Origin of the sequence: Luteolibacter arcticus, assembly GCF_025950235.1 — a bacterium.
In the GTDB taxonomy this organism is placed as follows: Bacteria; Verrucomicrobiota; Verrucomicrobiia; order Verrucomicrobiales; family Akkermansiaceae; genus Haloferula; species Haloferula arctica.
This window is the reverse complement of sequence record NZ_JAPDDT010000007.1, coordinates 212,875-234,172: the sequence shown is the minus strand read 5'-3', so window position 1 is coordinate 234,172 and position 21,298 is coordinate 212,875. Positions and strand designations below refer to the sequence as shown.

Here is a 21,298-nt window from a genome sequence, read left to right as displayed (position 1 = left end):
TCACGATGAATCCTCCCCCCTCTCATACAGAACTGCAACTGACACAGGAGGAAAGACCGCTCTCATTCACGCCGTTACCGGGGCGTGACGAACCTTCCATCTGGGTCTCAAAAATCGGCGTCTTCAATGACTGGAAACCCGTGGAGGACAACAAGCTACGCGTCTTCACTCTCCACCGCGGCCTCAATATTCTCTGGGCCAATCCGGAAGGGGCCAATCCCGAGGAAAACCGTCTGAGCGGCCACGGTGCGGGCAAGTCCACCTTTTGCCGTCTCGTCCGTCACCTCCTCAACGAAGACTCCGCCGGGACCACGACTTTTCTCGAAGGCCTACGCCGTCACTTCGACAATCCTTGGCTTGCAGGTGAAGTATTCATCTGCGGGGAACGCTGGCTGGTCGGTCGCCCGCTCAGTGATCACGGCCACCATTCTTTCGCCTTCAAAGGCGAGTCGTTGGACTTCGATTTTCCGGAAAAACCGCCCCGGCAAGGTTTCAAGGATTATCAGGGAGCACTTGAATCCGCCGCCTTCGGTAATTTGAGCGAAAAGCGGCTGCCTGACTCCCAAAAGGAACTTGATTGGCAGCGCCTTCTCCCCTGGCTCTCACGAGACCAGGAAGCCCACTACAGTGGCTTGCTGGAATGGCGCCATAAGGACAGCGAGCACAAGAGCCCCGTTCTTTCTCATGACGACCGGGGACATATTCTCCGCCTGGTTCTTGGCCTCCTTAATAGCCAGGAAAGGGAACTGTTGGAAAAGTACGCCCGCGAGTCGGAGCATCACGAACGCAAGGTTCGCGAACGCCCCCGCAAAGAGAGTATCGTTCAGAACGACCGTGAGCGTCTTTCCGTCATTCTCGGAGGGGTCGAGATTCCCAACCCCGATGAAGCAGAAGCCGACTTGTTGAAACAGAGTTTAGACCAGCAGGTCAAAGCTCTCCGGGAAAGCGTGGACCTCGCACCTGCGAAGAAGCGGCATGAGGAGGAGATGTCGCCGCTTATCAAGGAACTAGACAATGTCAGAGCCTCTTGGGCATTCGCTGACGATTGGGCGACGGACTTGGAAGAACTGATCGAGAAGAAGGAAGCGGAATTGAAGGGAGAGACACTACCCAAGCCTCTCGCGATCGAGCCGAGAAGGCGTGACGGAATGAACCGAATGATGAAGGGGCTGGGACCTTTTCCGGGTTACTGCTCCCACTACATGACCGACGCATGGAGAGCCAATTGCCGGATTGCCCATGAACGCCCAGCTGACGCCGATGAGGTTGTAGAAGCCGTAAAGCAAATCGCCGTCTCTCCCAAGGGTCCGAAAGAAGACGAAATCGCCCGGGACAAAGTGGAGCTTGCCCGTCGGACGAAGATCGTGGCCGACCGCAAAAGCGTTCTCGATACCATACAATCCAAGGTGAATAGCCTGCGAGCGTTGCACGCAACCGAGCTCGCCAGGATCAACTACCCGAATCAGCAAGCCGGACAGATCGAAACGCACCTCCATTCCTTCAAGCAATCCTATGCAGATCTGAATAAGTGGAACGTGGAAATAGACGCCCATCACGAAGAGAAACAGAAGTTGACCGCCGGCCTGCAAAAACTCTCTGAACAACACGATTCCGCAGTCCGCGGATTCCAACGGCTCTACGATCACTTCGCCAAACAGCTACTCGGCAGGAAGGTTGCCGGCGAAGTGGAGATCAAAGCTGGAAAAACAATTCACCCGGAAATCGTCTTTGGGGGCAAACGGGAAAGCGCGGCGCTAAAGGTAACCAAGTGGCTTGCCTTCGACCTGGCAGCGATGGTGTTCGGCTTCACAAACCGGGATTGCCAGCACCCTCGATTTCTCATCCACGACAGCCCGCGGGAGTCCGACCTCGCCCGAAGCATTTATTCTGCGATTTTCACTACGGTGCATGAACTCGCGCTGTTGTCAGGTCCCGAACCATCGTTCCAGTACATTATTACCACCACGGAGGCACCACCGGGCCATTTGAATCAGCTGCCGTGGCGTCTCGAACCAGTTCTGGATTCGTCGACTGATACGGGTCGTCTCTTAGGGATCAATTTGGAAAACATCGACCTCATCTCATGACCTCCCGCGAAACCCGAACTGACCTCGCTGCAACGCTGGAACTCGATTTGATAGGTCCCGGCAACGGCCATGCCTGTGCCAAGGAGCTTCTGAGCGATTCGCCAACGCAGTGGTATCTCACCGGATTTCTTGTGCCGGTGAAGGCCGATCTCGAAACGAGGCTGGATGACACCGTGCAGGACGAAATTGATGAGGCCCCTGTGCTGGGCGGATTCGACGACAACGCCCCGGTGGACCGCTCGGCTTCGGGCGGGAATTACCTGCCGTCTTCCATGGGGCTGACGGTGATTGTTCCAGCAGAGGCGGTGGAAATCGAAGTGCAGGTGGAATGGGGAGATTACATCGAGGAACGATACCTGACGAAGGGCGAGAAGGACGAGCCGAAGGAGCTCTACGGCTACCGGCGACTACCGAAAGCCGCAGTACTGCCTGTTCCCTTGAATTCCTTAAGTCCGGAACCCACCCCATTGGAGATTCCGGGTAGCCGGGTAAAGTCAGGAGATGCCAGTGGCATGATGCTGTCCTGCATCTCCCGTCCGGCGCACGGAAACGGCGGCCTGCCACCTGCTTGCCGGGCGGTGACGGTGTTTCTCGTCAATCACCGGGTCGCAGACAAGGATCACTCCTACCGCAGTTGCGCCTTTCAAGCCAAGCTGCGGGTAAGCTGCCCTCAGGGCTTGGTGGGACGTCCGGATTTGCGTGGGCTGGCGACAGCCCAATATGCGGACGCTGATCATGATCTGGCGGATCTTCATTTCCGCGACGTGCTGGATTACGGAATCGGCCACGGTGTCAGCGTTGCTTACGACAGCCGCCCTGGTGCGGCAGTCACAAGTGTGGAAACAAGCTGGGTACCGCACTACGAAGTGGAACGCGTGATTGCCAGTGACATTCCGCAGGTCGAGTTCGGAATGGCAGTGCTGGCCGCCTTCACGGATGCCTCCGCACTTGGAAGAGCCTTGCGCCCTCTAGTTGAGCAATACCGGAACTGGTTGGACGGCCAGAAGCAGGAAGCTGCGACTTTGCCATCAGAGAAGCGGAAGAATGTAGCGCTGCACCTCGTCAATGAAGCGCGCTCGGCAGCGGATCGCATCGAGCAAGGCATAGCCCTGCTCGAAACCAATGCGGAGGCCTTCCGCGCTTTCACGCTGGCAAACCACTGCATGTTGGAGGCGGCAGCGCGCCGTCTCAAGGAGCTGCCACGGGATCAAATCCAGTGGAGGCCTTTCCAGCTCGCTTTCATTCTGTTGAATTTGCCGGGCCTTGCGGATCCACAGAACGATCAACGGCGGTTTGTGGAGCTGCTGTTCTTCCCCACCGGCGGAGGAAAGACCGAAGCGTATCTGGGCCTGGCGGCCTTTCAGCTCCTGCATAGGCGGCTTACGTATCCCGGCATCCGCTCCGCAGGGGTCAGCGTATTAATGCGCTACACGCTGCGCCTGCTCACGCTCGACCAGCTCGGCCGCGCCGCCGGGCTGATTTGCGCACTTGAACTCGAACGGCGGAAGGATCCCGCCGCACTCGGCGAGTGGCCATTTGAGATCGGTCTTTGGGTGGGATCCGGAGCCACACCTAACAGGCTGGGACATCGCGGTTACACGGGGCCAGGCCAGGATCAAACTGCCTACATCAAAACCAAGCGCTTCCGGGAGAATAGCAGCGCCAATCCGGCGCCCATTCCTTTGGAAAGCTGTCCATGGTGCGGTGAGCGTTTCAATGATCGGAGCTTCAAGATGGTGCCTAGTGAGGCGTCCCCCACGAATCTCCAAGTCACTTGTCACAACTACGAGTGTGATTTCTCCCAGGCAACAGGGTTGCCGATTCTCACCGTGGACGAACCCATCTATCGCCGTCTGCCCTGTTTCCTAATCGCCACCGTGGACAAGTTCGCCGCTTTGCCTTGGGAAGGCCGTGCGGGAGCTTTGCTCGGTCGCGTAAACCGCTATGATGCCCTCGGTTTCTACGGTCCGATGGATGCCGGCAAAGGCACAAAAATGGAAGACGTGCTGCCAGGGCCGGACCTGATCATCCAAGACGAGCTTCACCTGATCTCCGGCCCGCTCGGCACCATCGCTGGCGTGTATGAGACGGCGATAGAGAAGCTCTGCGAGCGATATTCCATCGATGGCCAGAAAGTCCGCGTGCCGAAGATCATTGCCTCCACCGCCACGGTGCGGCGGGCGAACCGACAAATCCAGGCCCTCTTTGGTAGGCCGACGACGCGCATTTTTCCATCTCCCGGGATCCATCGGCAAGACTCGTTCTTTGCCCGGACGGTGGGGATCGACCCAGCAAAGGAGAAAACCAATGGCCGGCTCTATCTAGGAATCGCCGCGCAAGGTCGCAGCCTTAAGAAGGTCTTTCTTCGGGTCTCACTCGCAATCATGAGTCGGGCGCAGGCCTTGTATTTTAGCAGCGATCCGGAGGCAAAAGTCAGCGCGGACCCCTACATGACGTTGCTTGGCTACTTTAATAGCCTGCGAGAACTCGGGGGGAGCCGCCGCATTGTGGAGGATGAAGTTCTGATGCAACTGGATCGCTTCGCGAACCGACGTCGACTGGAGCCAGCCGAGGACCTTTTCACGGATCGGAGCATCGATATGAGCCAGATTCGCGAACTCACTTCGCGGGTTTCCACCAAGGAGGTCGCGGAGACGAAGGAGAAAATGGGCAAACCCCATGCCGCCGGAGAAGGCTGCGACGTGGTGCTCGCGACGAACATGATTTCCGTCGGTCTGGATGTCACACGTCTCGGTCTGATGCTCGTCCTTGGACAACCGAAGGGCAGCTCGGAATACATCCAGGCCACCAGCCGAGTCGGACGTGAGGTCACACGGCCGGGGCTGGTTATCACCTTGTTGAATCCCCACAAGCCCCGGGACCGTTCTCATTTCGAACAGTTCCAACTGTATCATCAGTCGTTCTATCGATCCGTCGAGGCGACCAGCGTCACGCCATTTTCACCCCGAGCGCTCGATAGAGCGCTGGGCGCAACGATGGTTGGGATGATCCGCCACGCTGTCGAAAGCATGACCCCCGCGCTAGGAGCACAGCGAATCCTTACGCCGGACCTCAACGCCCGCCTCGAACACTTTTGCCAGCTCTTGGCGGAACGTGCCCGCGACCACCGGCCGGACGAGTTGCCCTCAATGCCCACCTCGGAAGTGTATCACTACGTCCTAAATCGTTGCCGAGCGATGGTGGATGATTGGAAAGCCATCGCTCTGGAGTGGCAGAACAAGCAAAATTCCAGCATCCAATATCAGCGGGAGGACCGACAGAGTGGTGCCGTTGCTTTACTGCATGATTTCTTGGATACCTCGCTCGAAACCTTGCCGGATCAATTTCGTAAATTCCGGGCGAACCGTTCGATGCGCGACGTGGAGACCAGCACGGAGCTCTCAATCAAGGAGCTCAACGAACAGATCACAGGGGGACTCCACCTCCCAGCCTCCCAACCCAGCGCCTGATTAGAATGTCCATTCAGCAACTCCGATCCAGCCAACTGATCACGACGTTCGGCACTGGTGCCATGGTGGACTTGCCGGATGCGGCAATCATCGTCAGCGGGCCGGACCATTGGACCTACCGCGAAGATCAGATCGCCGACCACTTGATCCGGGAACCGCGTTTGAGCCGGCGAGTGGCCGAGTATCTCAACGAGGTTTTCAGCTACACGCTGCCTGATGTGGAGTTGCGCCGGCCGCCACGCATGAGGGAATCGCTTCAATACCAAGGGCTGACACCGGCGGTCACGGGATGGAAATTTCCCGAGTGGTATGTAGTTCAGAAAATCGAAGATCACGGCGGAGCGAAGGCTCGGCGTCTGGTGGGCAAGCATCTACTGGAAAGGGACGGAAAGTATCGCGACATCCAGGGCAAGACGCACAAGGTGGTGCCGATCCGATTCGTAAGGGCTTGCGAAAGCGGTCATGTGGATGACATCGACTGGCTCGCCTTCGTGCACCACAGAACGGCGAGGAATTGTCCCAAAGCGATGCAGGGCTTGTACCTCCTGGAGCGAGGCAACTCTGGAGCGCTCTCCGACATCGTGGTCAGTTGCGAATGCGGTGAAGCTCGGACGCTCGCCGCCGCACAGAAGGATCAGCATTCGCTCTTGAACTGCAGCGGAAGACGACCGTGGCTCGGCCCCCTTAGCCGCGAACAGTGCGGTCGGACCTCTCGTCTCCTCGTCCGTAGCGCGAGCAACGCGTATTTCCCCCAGCTCTATTCCGTCATCTCGATTCCCGAGAGATCGTCTGCGTTGGCCGCGGTCCTCCGGAAGTTCGAAAGCGACCTACAGATCGTCACTAGTATCGAGATTCTTGCCATGGCAAGGCAGTTGAATGGAGCCCTTCACGCGAGCTTGGGAGGTCGCTCCAATGAAGAAGTTTTCGACGCTCTCCAAACACTGCGAACCGACACCTCCCAACAGGACGTCAGTGCGAAGACGCTGGAATTCGGAGCGTTTACCGGCCCCGTTGATCCCATAGAGAATGACCAGCATGACGGGGACTTCCTTATCCGCCATCTGCCTCCCGAACTGTGGAAAGATGACGCTTTGCTCGCGGATTGTCTCCAGCAGGTCGTCTTGGTGGATCGCTTGAGGGAAGTCGTCGCGCAGGTCGGCTTTACCCGTTTCGAAGCACCCGGCAAACGCTTGGACGGCGAGCTGGATATGGATCTCAACATCACTCCAGCCCCGTTGGCGAAGGATAAGATCAACATCATACCGGCGTTCGAGAACCGAGGAGAAGGATTCTTCCTGCACTTTCGTCCCGAGAAGATCGACGAGTGGATGGCGAAGCCCGCCGTTCAGGACCGCGCAGAGATCCTCCGATCCGGAAGCGCGCTTTACGCCGAAGCAAAACAACGGGACCCAAACCAGTTCCATGGAGCGGCGTATTACCTTCTCCACACGTTCGCCCACCTCCTGATTCAGCGGATTTCCCTAGAGTGTGGCTATCCTACCAGTTCCATCAAGGAACGTATCTACTGCAACCCAGCAGTCGGCCACTACGGCATCCTGCTCTATACCGGCACATCGGATGCTGAGGGCACTTTGGGCGGCTTGGTCGAGGCGGCAAAGAGCCTCCGTGGGATCTTTCACGCCACTCTGGAAAGCTCTTCGATCTGTTCCGCCGATCCTGTCTGCTCGCACTCAAGACCGGACGGAAACAACCCGAGTCATTGGCTACTCGGCAGCGCCTGTCACTGCTGCACCCACTTACCGGAAACCTGCTGTGAGCAGATGAATCAGTACCTCGACCGTGCTCTCGTCATTCCCACGTTGGAAGGCCTGGGCAGCGAGTTCTTCCCCACGGCAGGAACATGAATCCGTTCATCGATCTCAGCCCTACACAGCTTCAGAACCTCCATGCCGCCTTCCAACATGGATCACTCAAGTATGGCGTAACCACAGAGGGCCTTATTCAGCAAGGGCTCTCAACGGCTCAGTCCACGCGCATTGATCAATTCCTGAAAGAGCGCGATTTCCCCGCTGCTGCGGTGGCTGCAATCATTGAAGCTGTGTCGCAGACTCGCGCCAATTCGACGATCCTTGCGCTTGCTCAGACCTTGGTAATCACCGGTCCGGCCATTCCCGGAGAACAGATCCTCAGTACAGGATCGCGTTTCATCGAAATTGTCCAACACGCGAAGCGCGAGCTCATGCTCGCAACCTTCGCCCTCTATCAAGGCGACCAGATCCTTGCGCCAATTCATGAGGCAATGGAGCGGAATCACGGTTTAGAGGTCACCCTGATTCTCAATATCCCCAGGAGATACGGCGACACGACCCTCTCAGAAGAAATCATCGCTTCATTCAGAAACGAGTTCTTCGGGAAGCACTGGCCATGGCCTGAAAGACCCAAAGTCTACTTCAGCCCGGCTTCGCTGCACCTGACGGTGGCGGAGCGTTCCTCCATGCACGGAAAATTCCTCATTGCGGACGAGGAGCGATGTTTCATCACGTCCGCGAATTTCACCGAAGCCGCGCAAAGGAGAAATATAGAAGTGGGCGTAGAACTCTCGGGCTCACTTGAGCCGACAAAGCTGAGCGGTTATTTCAAGTCGTTAATCCGAGAGGGGAAACTGACCAGATTGGCATGAAAGCAGTCTTCCATGTGTGCGAGGGCTTTTCCTTTTTCGAGAAGAATGGCGACAAGGACCTTATGGAGTGCCTTACCCCATGGCATTACATCTTCGGCAATAGTTCGTCACCAAAGGTGGCCACGGAAGCGTCCGCATCCGCATCTATTTCTCAGACCTTGCGGAGTTCGCATTTCCCTGCCCGCCCATCGAAGAACGACACCAGATCGCCCGAATTCTCGATACTGCCGCTGACGAGCTCGCGCTCCTCCGCCGCCAACGCAATGCTCTCGGCCTGCAAAAGCGCAGCTTGATGCAGCGCCTTCTAACCGGAAAGCTGCGAGGCAGCCTGTGAATCCAGCACCATGAAACCAATTGCCCCACCAAAGAGCCCAAGGACGAGAATCTACTTCACGGACTTCTTCGACCTTTTGCCGAAGACGCTCGCGGACTATGGGGCTTTCAATGTTTCACCAATCGTCGATCTGCCGCTGTTCATCGACCCGTTCCTCCTCTTCACCAGCGACAAGGAGGAATACCAAAAGCTTCACGACGAGATTGTCAGATACCTCAGGTTCCTGCGCGACAAGTCGGTTCAAGGCCAGGTGAACAAGGGACTTCTTAAGGCGTGGTATTGCTTCAAAGAAGTTCATCAGAACCGGCTTGGATTTTGCCTTAGCGGAAACCGCGGAGCCGGGCTTGGCATGAAATTTGCCGGGGCGCTCGATCAAAACTTGAGCAAGCTCTTCAAGGACTTTGGCACCGAAGAGGTCACCCAAGGATCTCATTTGGAAAAGCTCGTCCTCATCCGGGATCGCGTTGGCCGCGACAACATCAGCGACTTCACCACGAACCTCATCAAAGGCTTCCTGCTCCGCTACACGGAAACGTTTGCGAAGGAGCACGTCGTGGAGGAGAAGCGTAAAGTCGTCAGAATTCCTCGGGTCGAGTTCAACTATCAGGCTGGGGTCTGGATCGACGGCGAATTCGATCTCCCTTGGTTTGTCGATGATTACGTCCTCCTCACCCCTGAGGACATCCTGACTAAAGACGAAATCTGGATTAACAAGGAGGACCTCCGGAAGGACTTTCCCCGCATCCGGGATGCGGTCGAGAACGAAGCCCTTCGATCGCAGATTGAGGCATACTTCATGAAAGTTCTACCTGAGGACTACACCGCCAAGGAAGAACGAGAAGCAATCGAGAGAACGCTCAAGAGGTTTCCGGAGATCATCGATCATTACATCAAGGACAAGGAAGACCGAGGGGAAGAAGCGATCGAACGAAGCAAAGGTAAGGTCTCCGAGGCGGAGCATCGATTCATCGAGAACCTTGGAAAGCTGGCGTCCTTGATCGCCGAACGATCGCAATTCTACAGTTCTCCATCAACGACGCTGGAAGAAACACGCCGCAAGATCGAATTCTTGAAGCACGTGATCGAGAACCAGGACGGCTACCGACTCTTCTACGTGAATGGCCAAGCCGTCGAACGGGAGAAGGATCTCCAAATCCTTTTCAAGCTGGTCTGGGAAGGTTCCCCAAGTTCTGCCGACGCCGAGGTCAACAATGGGCGCGGACCTGTCGATTTCAAGATTTCACGAGGAGCCAAGGATTCGACCCTCGTGGAGTTCAAGCTTGCGAGCAATTCGCAGCTTGAACGAAATCTGGAAAAGCAAGTCGAGATCTACAAGACGGCGAACCAGACAACCCAGTCGTTCAAGGTGATCATGTTTTTTAAAGCCTACGAAGAAAGTAGCGTGAAGCGAATCATCCAAAGGCTAAAGATCCCTGATGAAGCCGGAGTGATTCTGATTGATGCACGGCAGGACAACAAACCGTCGGCCTCGAAAGCATAAGAAATCAACCTCAAATCCGATGCTCTTCCTCGTTGGCTTCACGGACCCTCCTCCTTATGATCTCAAACCACTCAAGGCGGAGTGGAACCGACTGCAATCCAGCTCCGCGGCGCGAAGGACAGGAACCTTCCCGGTTAAAGGCGGCACGCCGTAGTTTCAATGAGCTATCGCGCGGTCAGCAAATCGTCTCGCTCGCAGCGATTTCGGAGAGCTCTTGGTGCAGGCCCGCATGCCTGTTCTTGAGGAATCGCTCAACTTTAGGATTGGCGAGAAGCTTTTTCAGGAACCCACGAAACAATGTCAGCTGGAGCATGTTCCCCGCGAACGTCTGCTCGCATACTTTGTATTCCTTTTGAAGTGATTCCATCTCGACCTCCATCCTGTGGAGTTCCTGCGGTTTGATCTTCCGTGGCTTTGGAGCTGATTTATCGACAAGCTTTTCCTTCGGAGTGCCCAGAACCAGAGCCTCAGCGTAGGGCTTAGTGTAGTTGTTGGCGGCAGTGAGTAGCTCGGCGATCTCGATTTGGCGGCTGGCAACGACGCGCTTCAACAGCTTCAATGTTCCGGGGGCGAGCTGCTTATCCTTCAGCAAGTTCACAACCTCCTGGCAGAGACCGTCGGTTATCTTCAGGCTCGCCCGGATATCTCCCTCGTTCCTGTTAAGTGCGGCTGCGATGCGCTCAACCGGCACCCCGCTCTTAATCGCTTTCAGAATCATGCGCTGTTCCTGGATTGGAGCCAGCCGGTTGACCTTGGCATTGTAGGTGTAGCTCTCATCGTCGGATGCTACGATACACTCCACTTCGGCGATTCCCAGCTCGCGGCAGGCTGCCAGCCGGTAATGTCCGTCCAGGAGGATGTAGGAGCCTTTTGCTGCCTTCTGGGGGTACACGACCAAAGGCTCGATGATTCCCGTCTCCGGAATCGATCGCACGATCGACCTGTATCGAGCGAACTTCTTTCCCGTCGTATCAACCTGCCGGATCGGAAGGATCCGGTCGAGCGGCAGCATCAAGCGGGACATCCCGAACGCTACCTTGGCTTCTATCTTCTTCGTATCGCTCATAGCTTCAGGGTTTGGAGGTGATTTGCTCATTCAGCTCTTTGGGCATGGAATCCAGGCCCTCGGCACGCAACAGGGTGGTGAAGTCTTCATCCGCCAGAAGGTTCCGGAACGCTTCCACCACGAAGACCCGCCGTGCTTCGCAGATCTGCGTCTTTCGTATCAGCGATTTCTGCCTCTGGGTCTCCTTCTTCAGAGTGTCGACGATGCCGTCTGCCGTCCGGTAGCGCGTCGCTCCGGCGTAACCGCTGAGCTTCTTGCTAAATGCGTTTCGTTGCGCGAGCACCCTTCGGACCGTCCGGATGTTTGCCTGATTCAGGTGACCGTTCTCATAGGCCTCTAGAAACGCTCGCTGTTGTTCAGGAGTCTCCGCCCTCGCGATCTCGATTGCGGTGCCCACCGGTATCTTGCCGCTCATTGCCTCGTAGATCAGGCGCTCCTCGCCCGAGCTGTTCAAGGTCATCAGACCGCTTACAGCTCCATCCGAGATGTCGAGCTTGCGGCCTACTTCGGCATTGCTGTAGCCCAATGCCTTCAGTCGCAGGATCTCGTCGACAAGATCCTGGGGTGTCGCTGTGCGTCTCGCCATGTTCTCAACCAGACTCATGAGCATGCTGGTCTCCTTGTCGGCCTTGATGATAATCGCGGGAATTTCCGTAAAGCCTAGGCTCTCGAACGCCTCCTTTCGTCCCTGGCCGCAGACAAGTTCGTAGGATGGATCTTCTCCTGGCTTTCCGACCCGTTCCGTAACCTGAATCGGCTTTTTCAGACCCGATTTCCGGATGCTATCCACCACAACCGCGAATTTCCGCTTGTCGCGGTAGCGAGGGTTGGCAACGCGGATTCGCTCGATCGGGATGCATACAACTTCCGTGTTCATAATAGGTCTTTGATTCTGACTCTCTCCGCCATTCGAAAAAAGGACCAGAGGTCGTCCACCCGGTAAGCATCCAATTCGATCCTGTTATCGTCCGCGAGCCGTCGGCCGATATCGGCAAGCGTCATGTCGAGAGTGGGAAGCAGGTAGTAATCCTGAATGGACTGATTTCCAGGGCTGAGCCTGACCGCAATCGTAAGATCTGGACGGAGGCCAGCATCGAGCCGGATCAGCCAGCGGGACGAACCGCGGGCCGTGGTGAAGTGCCGGCATAGCACGATGGAAACACGAAGCTCACCGTTGACGAAGATAAGATCTGTCTTCTCGTCGAGAACCACGCCAGCTCCGACCTCCTTCAATTGTGAAATTACCGTCCCAAAAAGTTCGGGGCGCATCGCACGAATCGCCCGGTTGTCCTCGATAAAGGTATAGTCGATGTGGGGCGAGTAGCCGATCAAAGAATACGCCTTTACCAAGCTTCCGAATCGATGGCGGAAGGCTGAGCTGGAAGGCATTTCCTCCTCTTCATCGATTAGGATGCCCGAAATTCGCCCATGACGACCGACCAAGGCCTTCAGTTTCTCCAGCATCTCATCGTCTGACAGCTTCTCACTGCGTTGCAGAATGATCGCCTGGGCGGAACGAAAGACATCCATCTCGACGATGGCGGGCCAGGCGTCGTCCGCGCGGATCCACTGGTCTGGAAGGTTTCTGACGTGTTTGGCCTTCAACTTGAAAGACGTGCGGTGATAAATGTTGTTCCCGACATATTTCTCATTGGTGAGCACCTGGTGAACGGTCGCCCGATTCCACCTGCGCCCGAAGTCCGTCAGAATTCCCCGGGTGTTAAGCGCTGCGGCAATTTCGGATTCGGTGAGCCGGTCCTGCACGAAGGCCATGTAGATCCACTTCACCTCGTTGACCTCGTCGTCAGGCCCAGGGACCAAAATCACCCTGTCGGTTTGGATGCTCTTGTGCTCGCCCATTTTCAGGAGGCCTTTTGGCTGACCACTCTGATCGACCAGCATTCGGCGCAAGCCAAAGCCGGCCGTCCCGCCCTGCTTGTAGCCCATCTGGATTAGGCGGCACGCTCCTTGGAAAACCTTCGCGGAAAGCTCCAGACTGTAGGTGCCGGCCATCACCCGCTTCATCATCTTGTTCATGTTGGCCATCATGCTGCCGTCGTTCTCGAACTGCTCGGCGCAGTAATGCACGGCGATCCCCCGCCGGCGGCAGATGAATTCGTAGTGGGCGCTTTCGTCCGCATCCTGGAAGCGGCCCCATCGGCTAACGTCATAGACAAGAATCGAACTGAACTCCTTCCTCCCGGATTCAACATCGGCGATCATCCTTGCCAGGGCATCACGCCCTTTGATCCGGAGACCGCTCTTCCCTTCGTCCGAGTAGATCTGGACGATCCCCATTCCCCGCCGGAAGGCATATTCCCGGATCACGTCCATCTGGTTGCTGGTCGAATACTTCTGGTGCTCGGTGGACATCCGCACGTATGCCGCCACTTTAAAGAGCGGGTCAGCTATTGTCGGAATGTCAGTACCAGCATTCATTGCTACGATCGGGGCAATTCAGCGGTCTTCATCAGTTGCCGCAGGCGGCCCGTCCACGAGTCAGGGGCGCATGCTTCCGCGCGACCTCTGAATCCGCATGAAATCGCGATGATGGAATCGGCCCAAGAGGAAGGACGGCGAAGGTGGACGTGCGGGCCAAGGGAGGAAATGGCGGTTTTCATCCGAGTGAACCTAATCTGGCGGATCTTTTCCGACGCGTAACAATACAGTTGTGTGGATGCCGATGATCTCGTTTTTGCTACGACCTGGTTGATGGCAAAGGTAGGCTCCAAACAGCGTGATTCTGGACCTGATCGTCAGTTCTCGGGTGACGATTCCAATTTCACCGAGGCCACTTTCTAGGCAGGCCCAAGCACGGTCAGGAACATCATCAGGGATTCTCAGCCTAAAATCCTTCCGAACCTTCGGTGCGAGTAGCGGGAGCCAATCCGAAAAGCGGTTCCAATAGCGGTTTAGCAGAAAGCTCCATTGCTGGGAGCCCGATGTCGATCTGCCACGGAAGTAGCTGCCGATGATGTGATTCGCGATCAGACGATAAGGCTGGGAGAAATCAGGGAGGACGCTGGTGGTGCGCCGGCAACTCATGCACCGAAATCGCCGAACCTGAAAGCGAAGGTAATGTGGCGTGCCTGACGAAGTAATCCCTCGCTCGTAGTAGCCGAGCGCTTGCAGTCGTCGGGAACATTGGCAGTTGGGGCAGCATGCAGGAGGCATTGCCGCCGCATGAAGCTTCTCGCGAACGTAGGTTTCAGGAGAGTCTCCCAATCTGGCCAGAATCTGCATTCGTCCGATACGTGGTTTAGAGCCGCGCATTTTAAGCTTCAGAAACCATTCATCGAGCGCGTTCTTCCACCCCTTCCCGTGAACCATGTGCCCCGAGTGAAGACCTTCGGCGAAGATCGCACCCTTGGACATCTGGGACAGGGATTCCCAGTCGTGGCCAAAAATGTAAGTTTCATTGATCGGATCGATGCTATCTTCCCGGCCCCACAACGATCAGATGAGGGCCGAATCGGCGAATGGGATAGGATTCGAGTCTACACGGCACTAGGGTGTAGCGGGACCACGGGATCGACAACACCAAGTGGCCCCACAGCCCTTGCACGCTTCCGGACGACCTTTTAGGTGAGGGCTACGATAGGAATATTAATAGCCCGCTTATGCTCGATCTCATTTTTCACTCCTGCGTCTATACCATTCGCCATTCCGAGACACTTCGTGTCAGTGTCAAGGCTGGCGGCAGCGGCACCTTTGAGGAAGCTCGCCGCTGGGTTGCGGCCGTGACTTTACTTTCAGAGGCGAAGGCAGCTGGCCAACTTCTCCCCGTGCTCTTCGCCCATGCGGAGGACACTTCGTCAGGTGTCACTTGCTGGGCGGTCATCGATTCTCTCGAACTTCACGATTCAGGAACTCGGGTCCACTTACTTCGAGACGAGTGCTTGAACACGCATCTGTTCTGGGATATCCCCGACGCGCAGTCGAAACTCGACCGCTGGCAGAAGGATTACAACGAGGATCGGCCGCACGGCAGCCTCGGATCACTGTCACCGGCCGAGTTCGCCAAGCAGCAAAAACAACGAGCATACGCCGGGAAAACTTGAGTCCCGCTGTCCCATTTCGGGGGAACCGTCACGGTGAGAAGAAAACCACGTAGCGGTTGAATCTGCCTTGGGTAATCACCTCCAGCTCCGGGTCGAAACTGTGGATGTTTTGAAGGTTCAGAGGCGAGGTCAGTGGTTAGTCCCAGCTTGTCACTAGCCCGGAGAAGTTGTAGGGCTCGTGCGAAAAGCCGCCTCCCATGCGAGTCTCCCAACTCACGATCAAACGCTTTCGAGGAATTCGAGAGGCCACTCTCCTATTACCCAACCATTGCGTTTTGATTGGAGATAACAACATTGGCAAGACGACGATCCTCGAAGCGCTGGATCTGGTTCTCGGCCCCGATCGTCTGAGCCGGCAGCCGCCCATTGACGAACATGACTTCTTCCGCGGTCACTATCGCCACACGCCACCGGCGGAACCCGCCGCTCCGCAGGGGGAAGGCGCGGCCGCGCCCGTTCCCGAAACACCACTTGCCGCCGACGCACCGGCCGTCACCGGCGTCCCCGCTACAGAAGGAGAGGAGACGACCGAAGTCGCGACAGCGCAGGAAGATCCAATCAAAATTGAGATCGAAGCGACCATCTGCGACCTCAACGACGACCAGAAAGGGCGCTTCGGCGATTACATCGAGTTCTGGGACTCGAACCTTTGTAAGCTTTATACAGAGGCCAATCCTGAAGGCGTCGATCCCGGCCATATTTCCGAAGCGCTGCGGGTGACCTTCCATGGCCGGTATGACGAAGGTGAGGATGACTTCGAAGGCGCCACCTATTTCACTCGCAGCCTGACCGAGGATGATAGGCCCGCGGTCTTCAGCAAGCGGCATAAACAGATCTGCGGGTTCCTCTACCTGCGCACGGTTCGAACCGGCTCCCGCGCGCTCAGCCTCGAACGTGGCAGTCTCCTAGACATTATTCTTCGGCTAAAAGAGGTCCGGCCCAAAATGTGGGAAGCGACCTTGAACGAACTTGCCGCCTTGCAGGTGGCCGCCGATGCGGCTTTGGGCATTTCGCCGGTGCTGCACAGCATCAACGCCGCGCTGAAGAAGTACGTTCCGAAGGAGTGGGGCATTGAACCCCACCTCAAAGTTTCGAACCTCACGCGCGAACACCTGCGCAAGGTCATCACCGCCTTCATCGCCACCGGTGAAGGTAGCCATGCCGCTCCATTCTACCGGCAGGGCACCGGTACCCTCAACATGCTGGTGCTGGCCATGCTGTCGTTGATCGCCGCCGACAAGCAGAACGTCATCTTCGCGATGGAGGAGCCGGAGACCGCGATTCCGCCCTACGCCCAAAAGCGCATCGTCCACGAAGTCCGCAAGCTCGCTTCGCAGACCATCTTCACCTCCCATTCGCCCTACGTATTGGAAGAGTTCGCCATCGACGAGACTGTGATTCTCACGCGCGATGCCGATGGCCATCTCACGAAGAAAGATCTTTTGCTGCCGGAAAATGTGAAGCTCAAGCGCTACCGCCAGCAGTTCCGGACGCGCTTTTGCGAAGGGTTGTTGGCCCGCCGCGTTCTGGTGGCGGAAGGGACAACCGAAACGGCCGCCTTCCCGGCCGCTTGCCGTCATCTCGAAGAACTCCATCCCACGCGCTACACATCATTGGAGGCGTTGGGGATTTGCGTCGTGGACGCGGACAGCGAAAGCAACATCGCAGGCATCGCCAAGCTTTACCGGGGATTGGGGAAGCAGACTTTCGCGATTTGTGACCGGCAGGAGGAAGCGAACCAAGCATTGATCGAGGCCCAAGTTGACCTCCTGCTGATGCACGATCAGCACGGTTTCGAAGATCTAATCCTCGCCGGCACCACCGAGGCGGCCCTCAAGCGGTTTGCGCGTCTGATTGAGTGGCCTACACACCTGGCGACCCAATATCCGCTTCGGCTCGACCAACCCTTGGAGGCGATGCGCGCCTACTTTATCGCGACGAAAGGAAACGGGGGCATCGCCGATTTCCTCGCCCAATGCACCGAGGCGGAGACTCCCGCTTGGATCAAGGAGGCGGCGGTCAGGTTAAAAGACTTCTGCCAGCCGCCGGCGGCCGCCGAAGCGCCGGAAGCGCCGGAAGCGCCGGAAGCGCCGGAAGCGCCACCCGAAATCGAACCGGACGTCGGCTGATGATTCTGACGGATGGGCAACGCGAGATCATGAGGTCTACCTCGCACCTTCTCGTCAAAGGAGGTCCAGGTTCGGGAAAAACCACGATCTCGATCCTGAAGGCCGCCGAGATCGCCAGGCACCAATTGCGGGCTGCCCAAAAGATTCTCTTCCTGAGCTTCGCCCGAGCCACGGTGTCGCGCGTCGAAGAGGCGATCGACCGAGAACATAAAATTCCCGTCGAGCAAAAGGAACGGATCGAAGTCGAGACCTATCATTCATTTTTCTGGAGACTTCTCAAAACCCACGGCTATCTGGTGGGGCTTCCCCGTTACATTTCGCTCCTCAGCCCCGTCGATGAGGCGATCGCGCTGTCCGAAATTAGGGTACGCTTTCCGGCCAGAAATCTCAGTGACGAGCGCAAGGCCACGAAGAAGGCCCAGGAGCAGGCCGAGCGGCTGCGGCTAGCGAGCCAGCAGGGGCGTGTGGCTTTCGATCTCTTCGCCATGTATGCCGAGCAGATCGTGAACCGAAGCGCTCGGATTAGGGATCTCATCGCGATTCGGTATCCCGTGATCATTCTAGACGAGTTTCAAGACACAAACCTCGACCAATGGCGGTTTCTGAAGGCCGTTGGGACCCGTTGCCGCTTGATCGCCCTCGCCGATCCGGAACAGCGGATCTACGACTTTGTCGGCGCGGATCCGGCCCGGCTAGACCAATTCACTGCCGAGTTCACTCCCACTCCCGTGGACCTGAGTACGGACAATCATCGGAGCGGGAGCACCGAAATCGCCTTGTTTGGCAACGATCTACTCACCGGGAGGTTCCGCCAACAGGCATACGCGGGCATCTCCATTCAGGAATTTCCGGCCGTTAAGGACCCCGCAATGACCAAGTTAGTAACGACGGTGTATGAGGCTCGGAGGCGGTTAGTCGAAGCCGGTAGAGAGGGTTGGTCGTTGGCGGTTCTGGTACCGACCAAAAAAATGACCCGCATGGTTTCCGACGCCTTTCGCCAGCCACCGGCCGGCATGCAGGCTATCGGTCATCATGCGGTGGTCGAAATCGAAGCCGCGATTCTTGCCGCAGAGGTGATCGCTTATTTGATGCAACCGACGACGGCCGCGCACCAAGTGCATTTCATCGAATTGCTGTGCAATTATTTCAGAGGCAAGGGGGGCAACGAGGCCACGCAGTCCGCTCTGGACGAAGCCACGAGAATCCGTGCCGCGCATGAGACCTACATCACCCGGCAAGCGGCGGGAAAGCCGCGGCCCAAGCGCAGCATCATGTTGGCACTGGGAGCCGGATACGACCAGATTCAAGAGTGCAGGCTGAGCGGTGACCCAGGCAAGGACTGGGGAATGGTGCGCGAAATAATGAGGCGTTCTGACTGCCCAAGGTTGCAGGAAATCTCTGAGGAGGTTCGAAACATCCGGCTCTTGGAGAGAGGCACCGAACTGCGGCTGGCATTGGCGGAGGACTGGCGCGACCACGGCGCCTACGCCAACGCGCTTTCCATCATCCGCCAGGCTTTCGTTAAAGACCACTTCTCCACCCGAGCGATGCCCGAGACCGGAGTGGTGGTGATGAACATGCACAAGGCCAAAGGTAAGCAGTTCGACGAAGTAATAATCTTTGAAGGCTGGCCGTTCCGAAGGGGACGTCAGATTATGAGTAATCTCGGTCGCATCGTCCGCTTCAATGACAGAGCGAAAATTGATTCCCAGACGCGACAAAATCTTCGAGTGAGCGTGACCCGAGCCAGGACGCGGACCACGATTCTAACGCCGACCGGCGATCATTGCGTACTTCTTTTGTAAGCTGTTCATATCCCATCAGGTGGTGGTGAAATGAGCTCGTCCAATCAAAGTCCAGCTCTGGGTCTTATTGGCAAGGTGGGGCCCGCGTTCCATTAGGTCGAGAACGACCTCTCGGTGCGGATGCTTATGGCGCTTATGATTCTCGTCGGCACAGAAGATCGAAAATGTGTTGGAGAATTCGCCTGAGCAACCAGATTCCCAATTCTCGCGTGAACCATGATGCGGAACTTGGAGGACCGCGATCTGGTACCAACGATTCAACGTGAGGAATTCACGCAGTTCTTCCCGGTTAGCTAGTGGCTTCAGGTTTGCATCGCCCGTGTAGAGAGCGGAGCAATTCCAAGGAGTGTGTTCATGCCAGTATTCAGAGCCGCGACCTACTGTCATCAAGAGATCGGGCCATGGGCGAGTAATCCAACAGTCAGCCAAATGAACTAGTTGAGGCCCGGTGTAACTGCAAAGGGAGGTAGAATTTAAATCCTCTTTACCGACTTTACCGACAATCGATCTAAAGTATGCCTTTTTGATGAGCTTTCTTTTGACCTCATTTTGAAGCAGCGTCAGAAGGTCTTTGGTGGAGCCTACGCTGAGCGATGTCGGCAACAGCTTTCGAAGATTCTTCAATAGATCTTCGCGTAGCTTTTGAGCTATTGGCTTGTGGAAGAAGAGGAACTCCCATCCTACCGGTACTTGGGGATTGAAAGCTGCGGCTTCAAGTGATCCTGGGCACACCCTGATGGAGGTTCCCAAACTGTGCGCCAGCGCGACAGTTCCTTCATCGGCCACGAGACCGATATCCAAATTGGGCCATTCGCTCGGCTTGAATCTCCACGCCGATTCTCGGCGGGGCCCATCGAGGAAGTCTCGCAGGTCGCCAGCTGGCTCGGTGGGGATGCGACCTAAGTTTTGAAGGTCGTCGGCGTCACCTTCTGCGCCACCTACCACGATGATCTGCCCTACCGAGCCGGCATTCTCCAGAATAAAGGCAATGGGATCACTCAGAAAGGCTAGGTATTCCGGGGTGGGATCGAGTTCTCGCGCGGCAACCGTCAAGCGCTCTGCCTTGCTGTAGTAAGGAATGACTACGGTCTCGACACGCAAGCCATCCAGCAAGTCCGTGAGGCCGTTTACGTGGTCGCAATCAAAGTGTGAGATGCAGAGAAGATTTAGGAAGTCATCCACTACCAGACTGCGATATCGACTTAGCACCGGCCGCAACACCTCCGCTAGGGAAATTGATCCGCAGTCAAAGACCCAGTGAAAGCGGTCTGCGTGAGGATCGGCTTGGAGGGTTCCACTCGCAAAAATTCCCTGGCCGGCAGAATGGAACCGATACTGAACGCCTATCGTGTAGTGACTCATTTGGATGGATTGAACATTCCCCAAGTCGCCCATGGTCCGTCAAGATGTTGGCTCGCGAGGGACCAACGCGATTGCCAATTCCCGGAGTTACCTATCCACGTGCCAAAGCTGTCGGGCTGGCTCTTGCGTGGTTGGTTCCGGGCATCAGGGAAAGAAGGCACGGTGTATCGTGAGGCTCTCGCCGGGGCTCCAAGATGGAACGCTTGCGATGGAAAAGCTGTCCTTCTCACAGGGTACCGTTCGGCGAAGCGGCGTAAGCGTGGTCTGAAGCGCCGTTGGTAGCTACTTGGAACGGCGGGTCGTAGGTGTCGGATATCCGGCACCTATGGATCTGGAGGCGGGATTGATCAGGACGGACCAGCTCGGGCGGCTACGGTTTTCGCCGGCCCAGCACGGTCTGTTGTTGGATGCGTTTGATGGAAGCGGGCAGAGCGCCAGCCGCTTCGCCGCCCAGCACGGCATCAAATACACGACCTTCGCCAACTGGGTGCAGCAACGCCGTGCCGGCAAAGGTATCCGTCCGGGTCCGGACGCGGCTGCTGCCCAGGCGATGCCGCTTCTGCTCGCCGAAGTCGAGCACGATGATGCCGGCTTGCCGCAGGCGGCGGGTCCGTGCCTTGAAGTGCTGTTGCCCGGCGGAGTCAGGCTTCTGATAGGCAACCCCGGTCAGCTCCCGCTCGCCGCCGCGCTGACACTGTAGACTCACCCGAGCTCATCAACGAACAGTATCGCAAAGGTTAGCGTGATGCCTGCACTTGGAGCAAATATTGGCCTGAAGCGATCACCCGTCAACGGGTGGTGCGTGGACCGCTTACAGCGTGCCTTAGGAACCGCATGCTGCG

15 protein-coding genes are annotated in these 21,298 nt (G+C 56.9%); 10 read left to right on the top strand and 5 right to left on the bottom strand.

Translation table 11 applies throughout. The annotated features are described in order from the left end of the window. Positions 1-5: 5 nt before the first annotated feature. From OKA05_RS16975 to OKA05_RS16945, 6 genes are all read left to right on the top strand, one after another. The gene (locus OKA05_RS16975; RefSeq protein WP_264488368.1) at positions 6-2,087 is read left to right on the top strand and encodes a hypothetical protein; all 2,082 of its coding nucleotides are present in this window, start codon (positions 6-8) and stop codon (positions 2,085-2,087) included. Next, positions 2,084-5,557, top strand: coding sequence for a DISARM system helicase DrmA (gene drmA, locus OKA05_RS16970; RefSeq protein WP_264488367.1), 3,474 nt, complete (start codon positions 2,084-2,086; stop codon positions 5,555-5,557). The genes OKA05_RS16975 and drmA overlap by 4 nt, the downstream gene beginning before the upstream one ends. 5 nt (positions 5,558-5,562) lie before the next feature. After that, positions 5,563-7,422, top strand: coding sequence for a DUF1998 domain-containing protein (gene drmB / locus OKA05_RS16965; RefSeq protein ID WP_264488366.1), 1,860 nt, complete (start codon positions 5,563-5,565; stop codon positions 7,420-7,422). Beyond that, positions 7,419-8,198: a DISARM system phospholipase D-like protein DrmC gene (gene drmC, locus OKA05_RS16960; protein WP_264488365.1), complete on the top strand. Its 780-nt coding sequence runs from the start codon at positions 7,419-7,421 to the stop codon at positions 8,196-8,198. The genes drmB and drmC overlap by 4 nt, the downstream gene beginning before the upstream one ends. A 136-nt stretch (positions 8,199-8,334) precedes the next feature. After that, entirely contained in the window at positions 8,335-8,532 is a 198-nt protein-coding gene (locus OKA05_RS29460) for a restriction endonuclease subunit S (protein ID WP_369335609.1), read from the top strand. A gap of 10 nt (positions 8,533-8,542) precedes the next feature. Further along, on the top strand, positions 8,543-10,033 hold the full coding sequence (locus OKA05_RS16945; RefSeq protein ID WP_498049549.1) for a DUF8370 family protein: 1,491 nt from the start codon (positions 8,543-8,545) through the stop codon (positions 10,031-10,033). A gap of 175 nt (positions 10,034-10,208) precedes the next feature. On the opposite strand, the gene OKA05_RS16940 is transcribed toward OKA05_RS16945, so the two are convergent. The 4 genes from OKA05_RS16940 to OKA05_RS16925 form a co-directional block, all read right to left on the bottom strand. Further along, the gene (locus OKA05_RS16940; protein ID WP_264488361.1) at positions 10,209-11,099 is read right to left on the bottom strand and encodes a plasmid partitioning protein RepB C-terminal domain-containing protein; all 891 of its coding nucleotides are present in this window, start codon (positions 11,097-11,099) and stop codon (positions 10,209-10,211) included. Positions 11,100-11,103: 4 nt separating this feature from the next. Continuing rightward, positions 11,104-11,976 carry a ParB/RepB/Spo0J family partition protein gene (locus OKA05_RS16935; RefSeq protein WP_264488360.1) on the bottom strand — a complete coding sequence of 291 codons (873 nt, stop codon included), beginning with the start codon at positions 11,974-11,976 and terminating at the stop codon, positions 11,104-11,106. Then, complete coding sequence (locus OKA05_RS16930; RefSeq protein WP_264488359.1) at positions 11,973-13,538, bottom strand: recombinase family protein; 1,566 nt, start codon at positions 13,536-13,538, stop codon at positions 11,973-11,975. Before OKA05_RS16930 ends, OKA05_RS16935 begins: the two co-directional genes overlap by 4 nt. A 192-nt stretch (positions 13,539-13,730) precedes the next feature. Continuing rightward, positions 13,731-14,474: a DUF6431 domain-containing protein gene (locus OKA05_RS16925; protein WP_264488358.1), complete on the bottom strand. Its 744-nt coding sequence runs from the start codon at positions 14,472-14,474 to the stop codon at positions 13,731-13,733. 245 nt (positions 14,475-14,719) lie between these two features. On the opposite strand from OKA05_RS16925, the gene OKA05_RS29540 reads away from it, so the two are divergent. The 3 genes from OKA05_RS29540 to OKA05_RS16910 all read left to right on the top strand — a co-directional run bounded on the left by OKA05_RS29540 (position 14,720) and on the right by OKA05_RS16910 (position 19,094). Next, positions 14,720-15,160, top strand: a complete 441-nt coding sequence (locus OKA05_RS29540) for an integrase core domain-containing protein (protein WP_439331380.1) — start codon at positions 14,720-14,722, stop codon at positions 15,158-15,160. A 197-nt stretch (positions 15,161-15,357) separates the two neighbouring features. Continuing rightward, positions 15,358-17,289, top strand: coding sequence for an ATP-dependent nuclease (locus tag OKA05_RS16915; protein ID WP_264488357.1), 1,932 nt, complete (start codon positions 15,358-15,360; stop codon positions 17,287-17,289). After that, a complete protein-coding gene (locus OKA05_RS16910) occupies positions 17,289-19,094 on the top strand; it encodes a UvrD-helicase domain-containing protein (protein ID WP_264488356.1) in 1,806 nt (601 codons plus the stop codon). The genes OKA05_RS16915 and OKA05_RS16910 overlap by 1 nt, the downstream gene beginning before the upstream one ends. 15 nt (positions 19,095-19,109) lie before the next feature. On the opposite strand, the gene OKA05_RS16905 is transcribed toward OKA05_RS16910, so the two are convergent. After that, entirely contained in the window at positions 19,110-20,456 is a 1,347-nt protein-coding gene (locus OKA05_RS16905) for a ComEC/Rec2 family competence protein (protein ID WP_264488355.1), read from the bottom strand. A 325-nt stretch (positions 20,457-20,781) separates the two neighbouring features. Here OKA05_RS16905 and tnpA point away from each other — a divergent pair, with 325 nt between their 5' ends. Continuing rightward, a complete protein-coding gene (gene tnpA, locus OKA05_RS16900; protein ID WP_264488354.1) occupies positions 20,782-21,156 on the top strand; it encodes an IS66 family insertion sequence element accessory protein TnpA in 375 nt (124 codons plus the stop codon). Positions 21,157-21,298 lie beyond the last annotated feature (142 nt).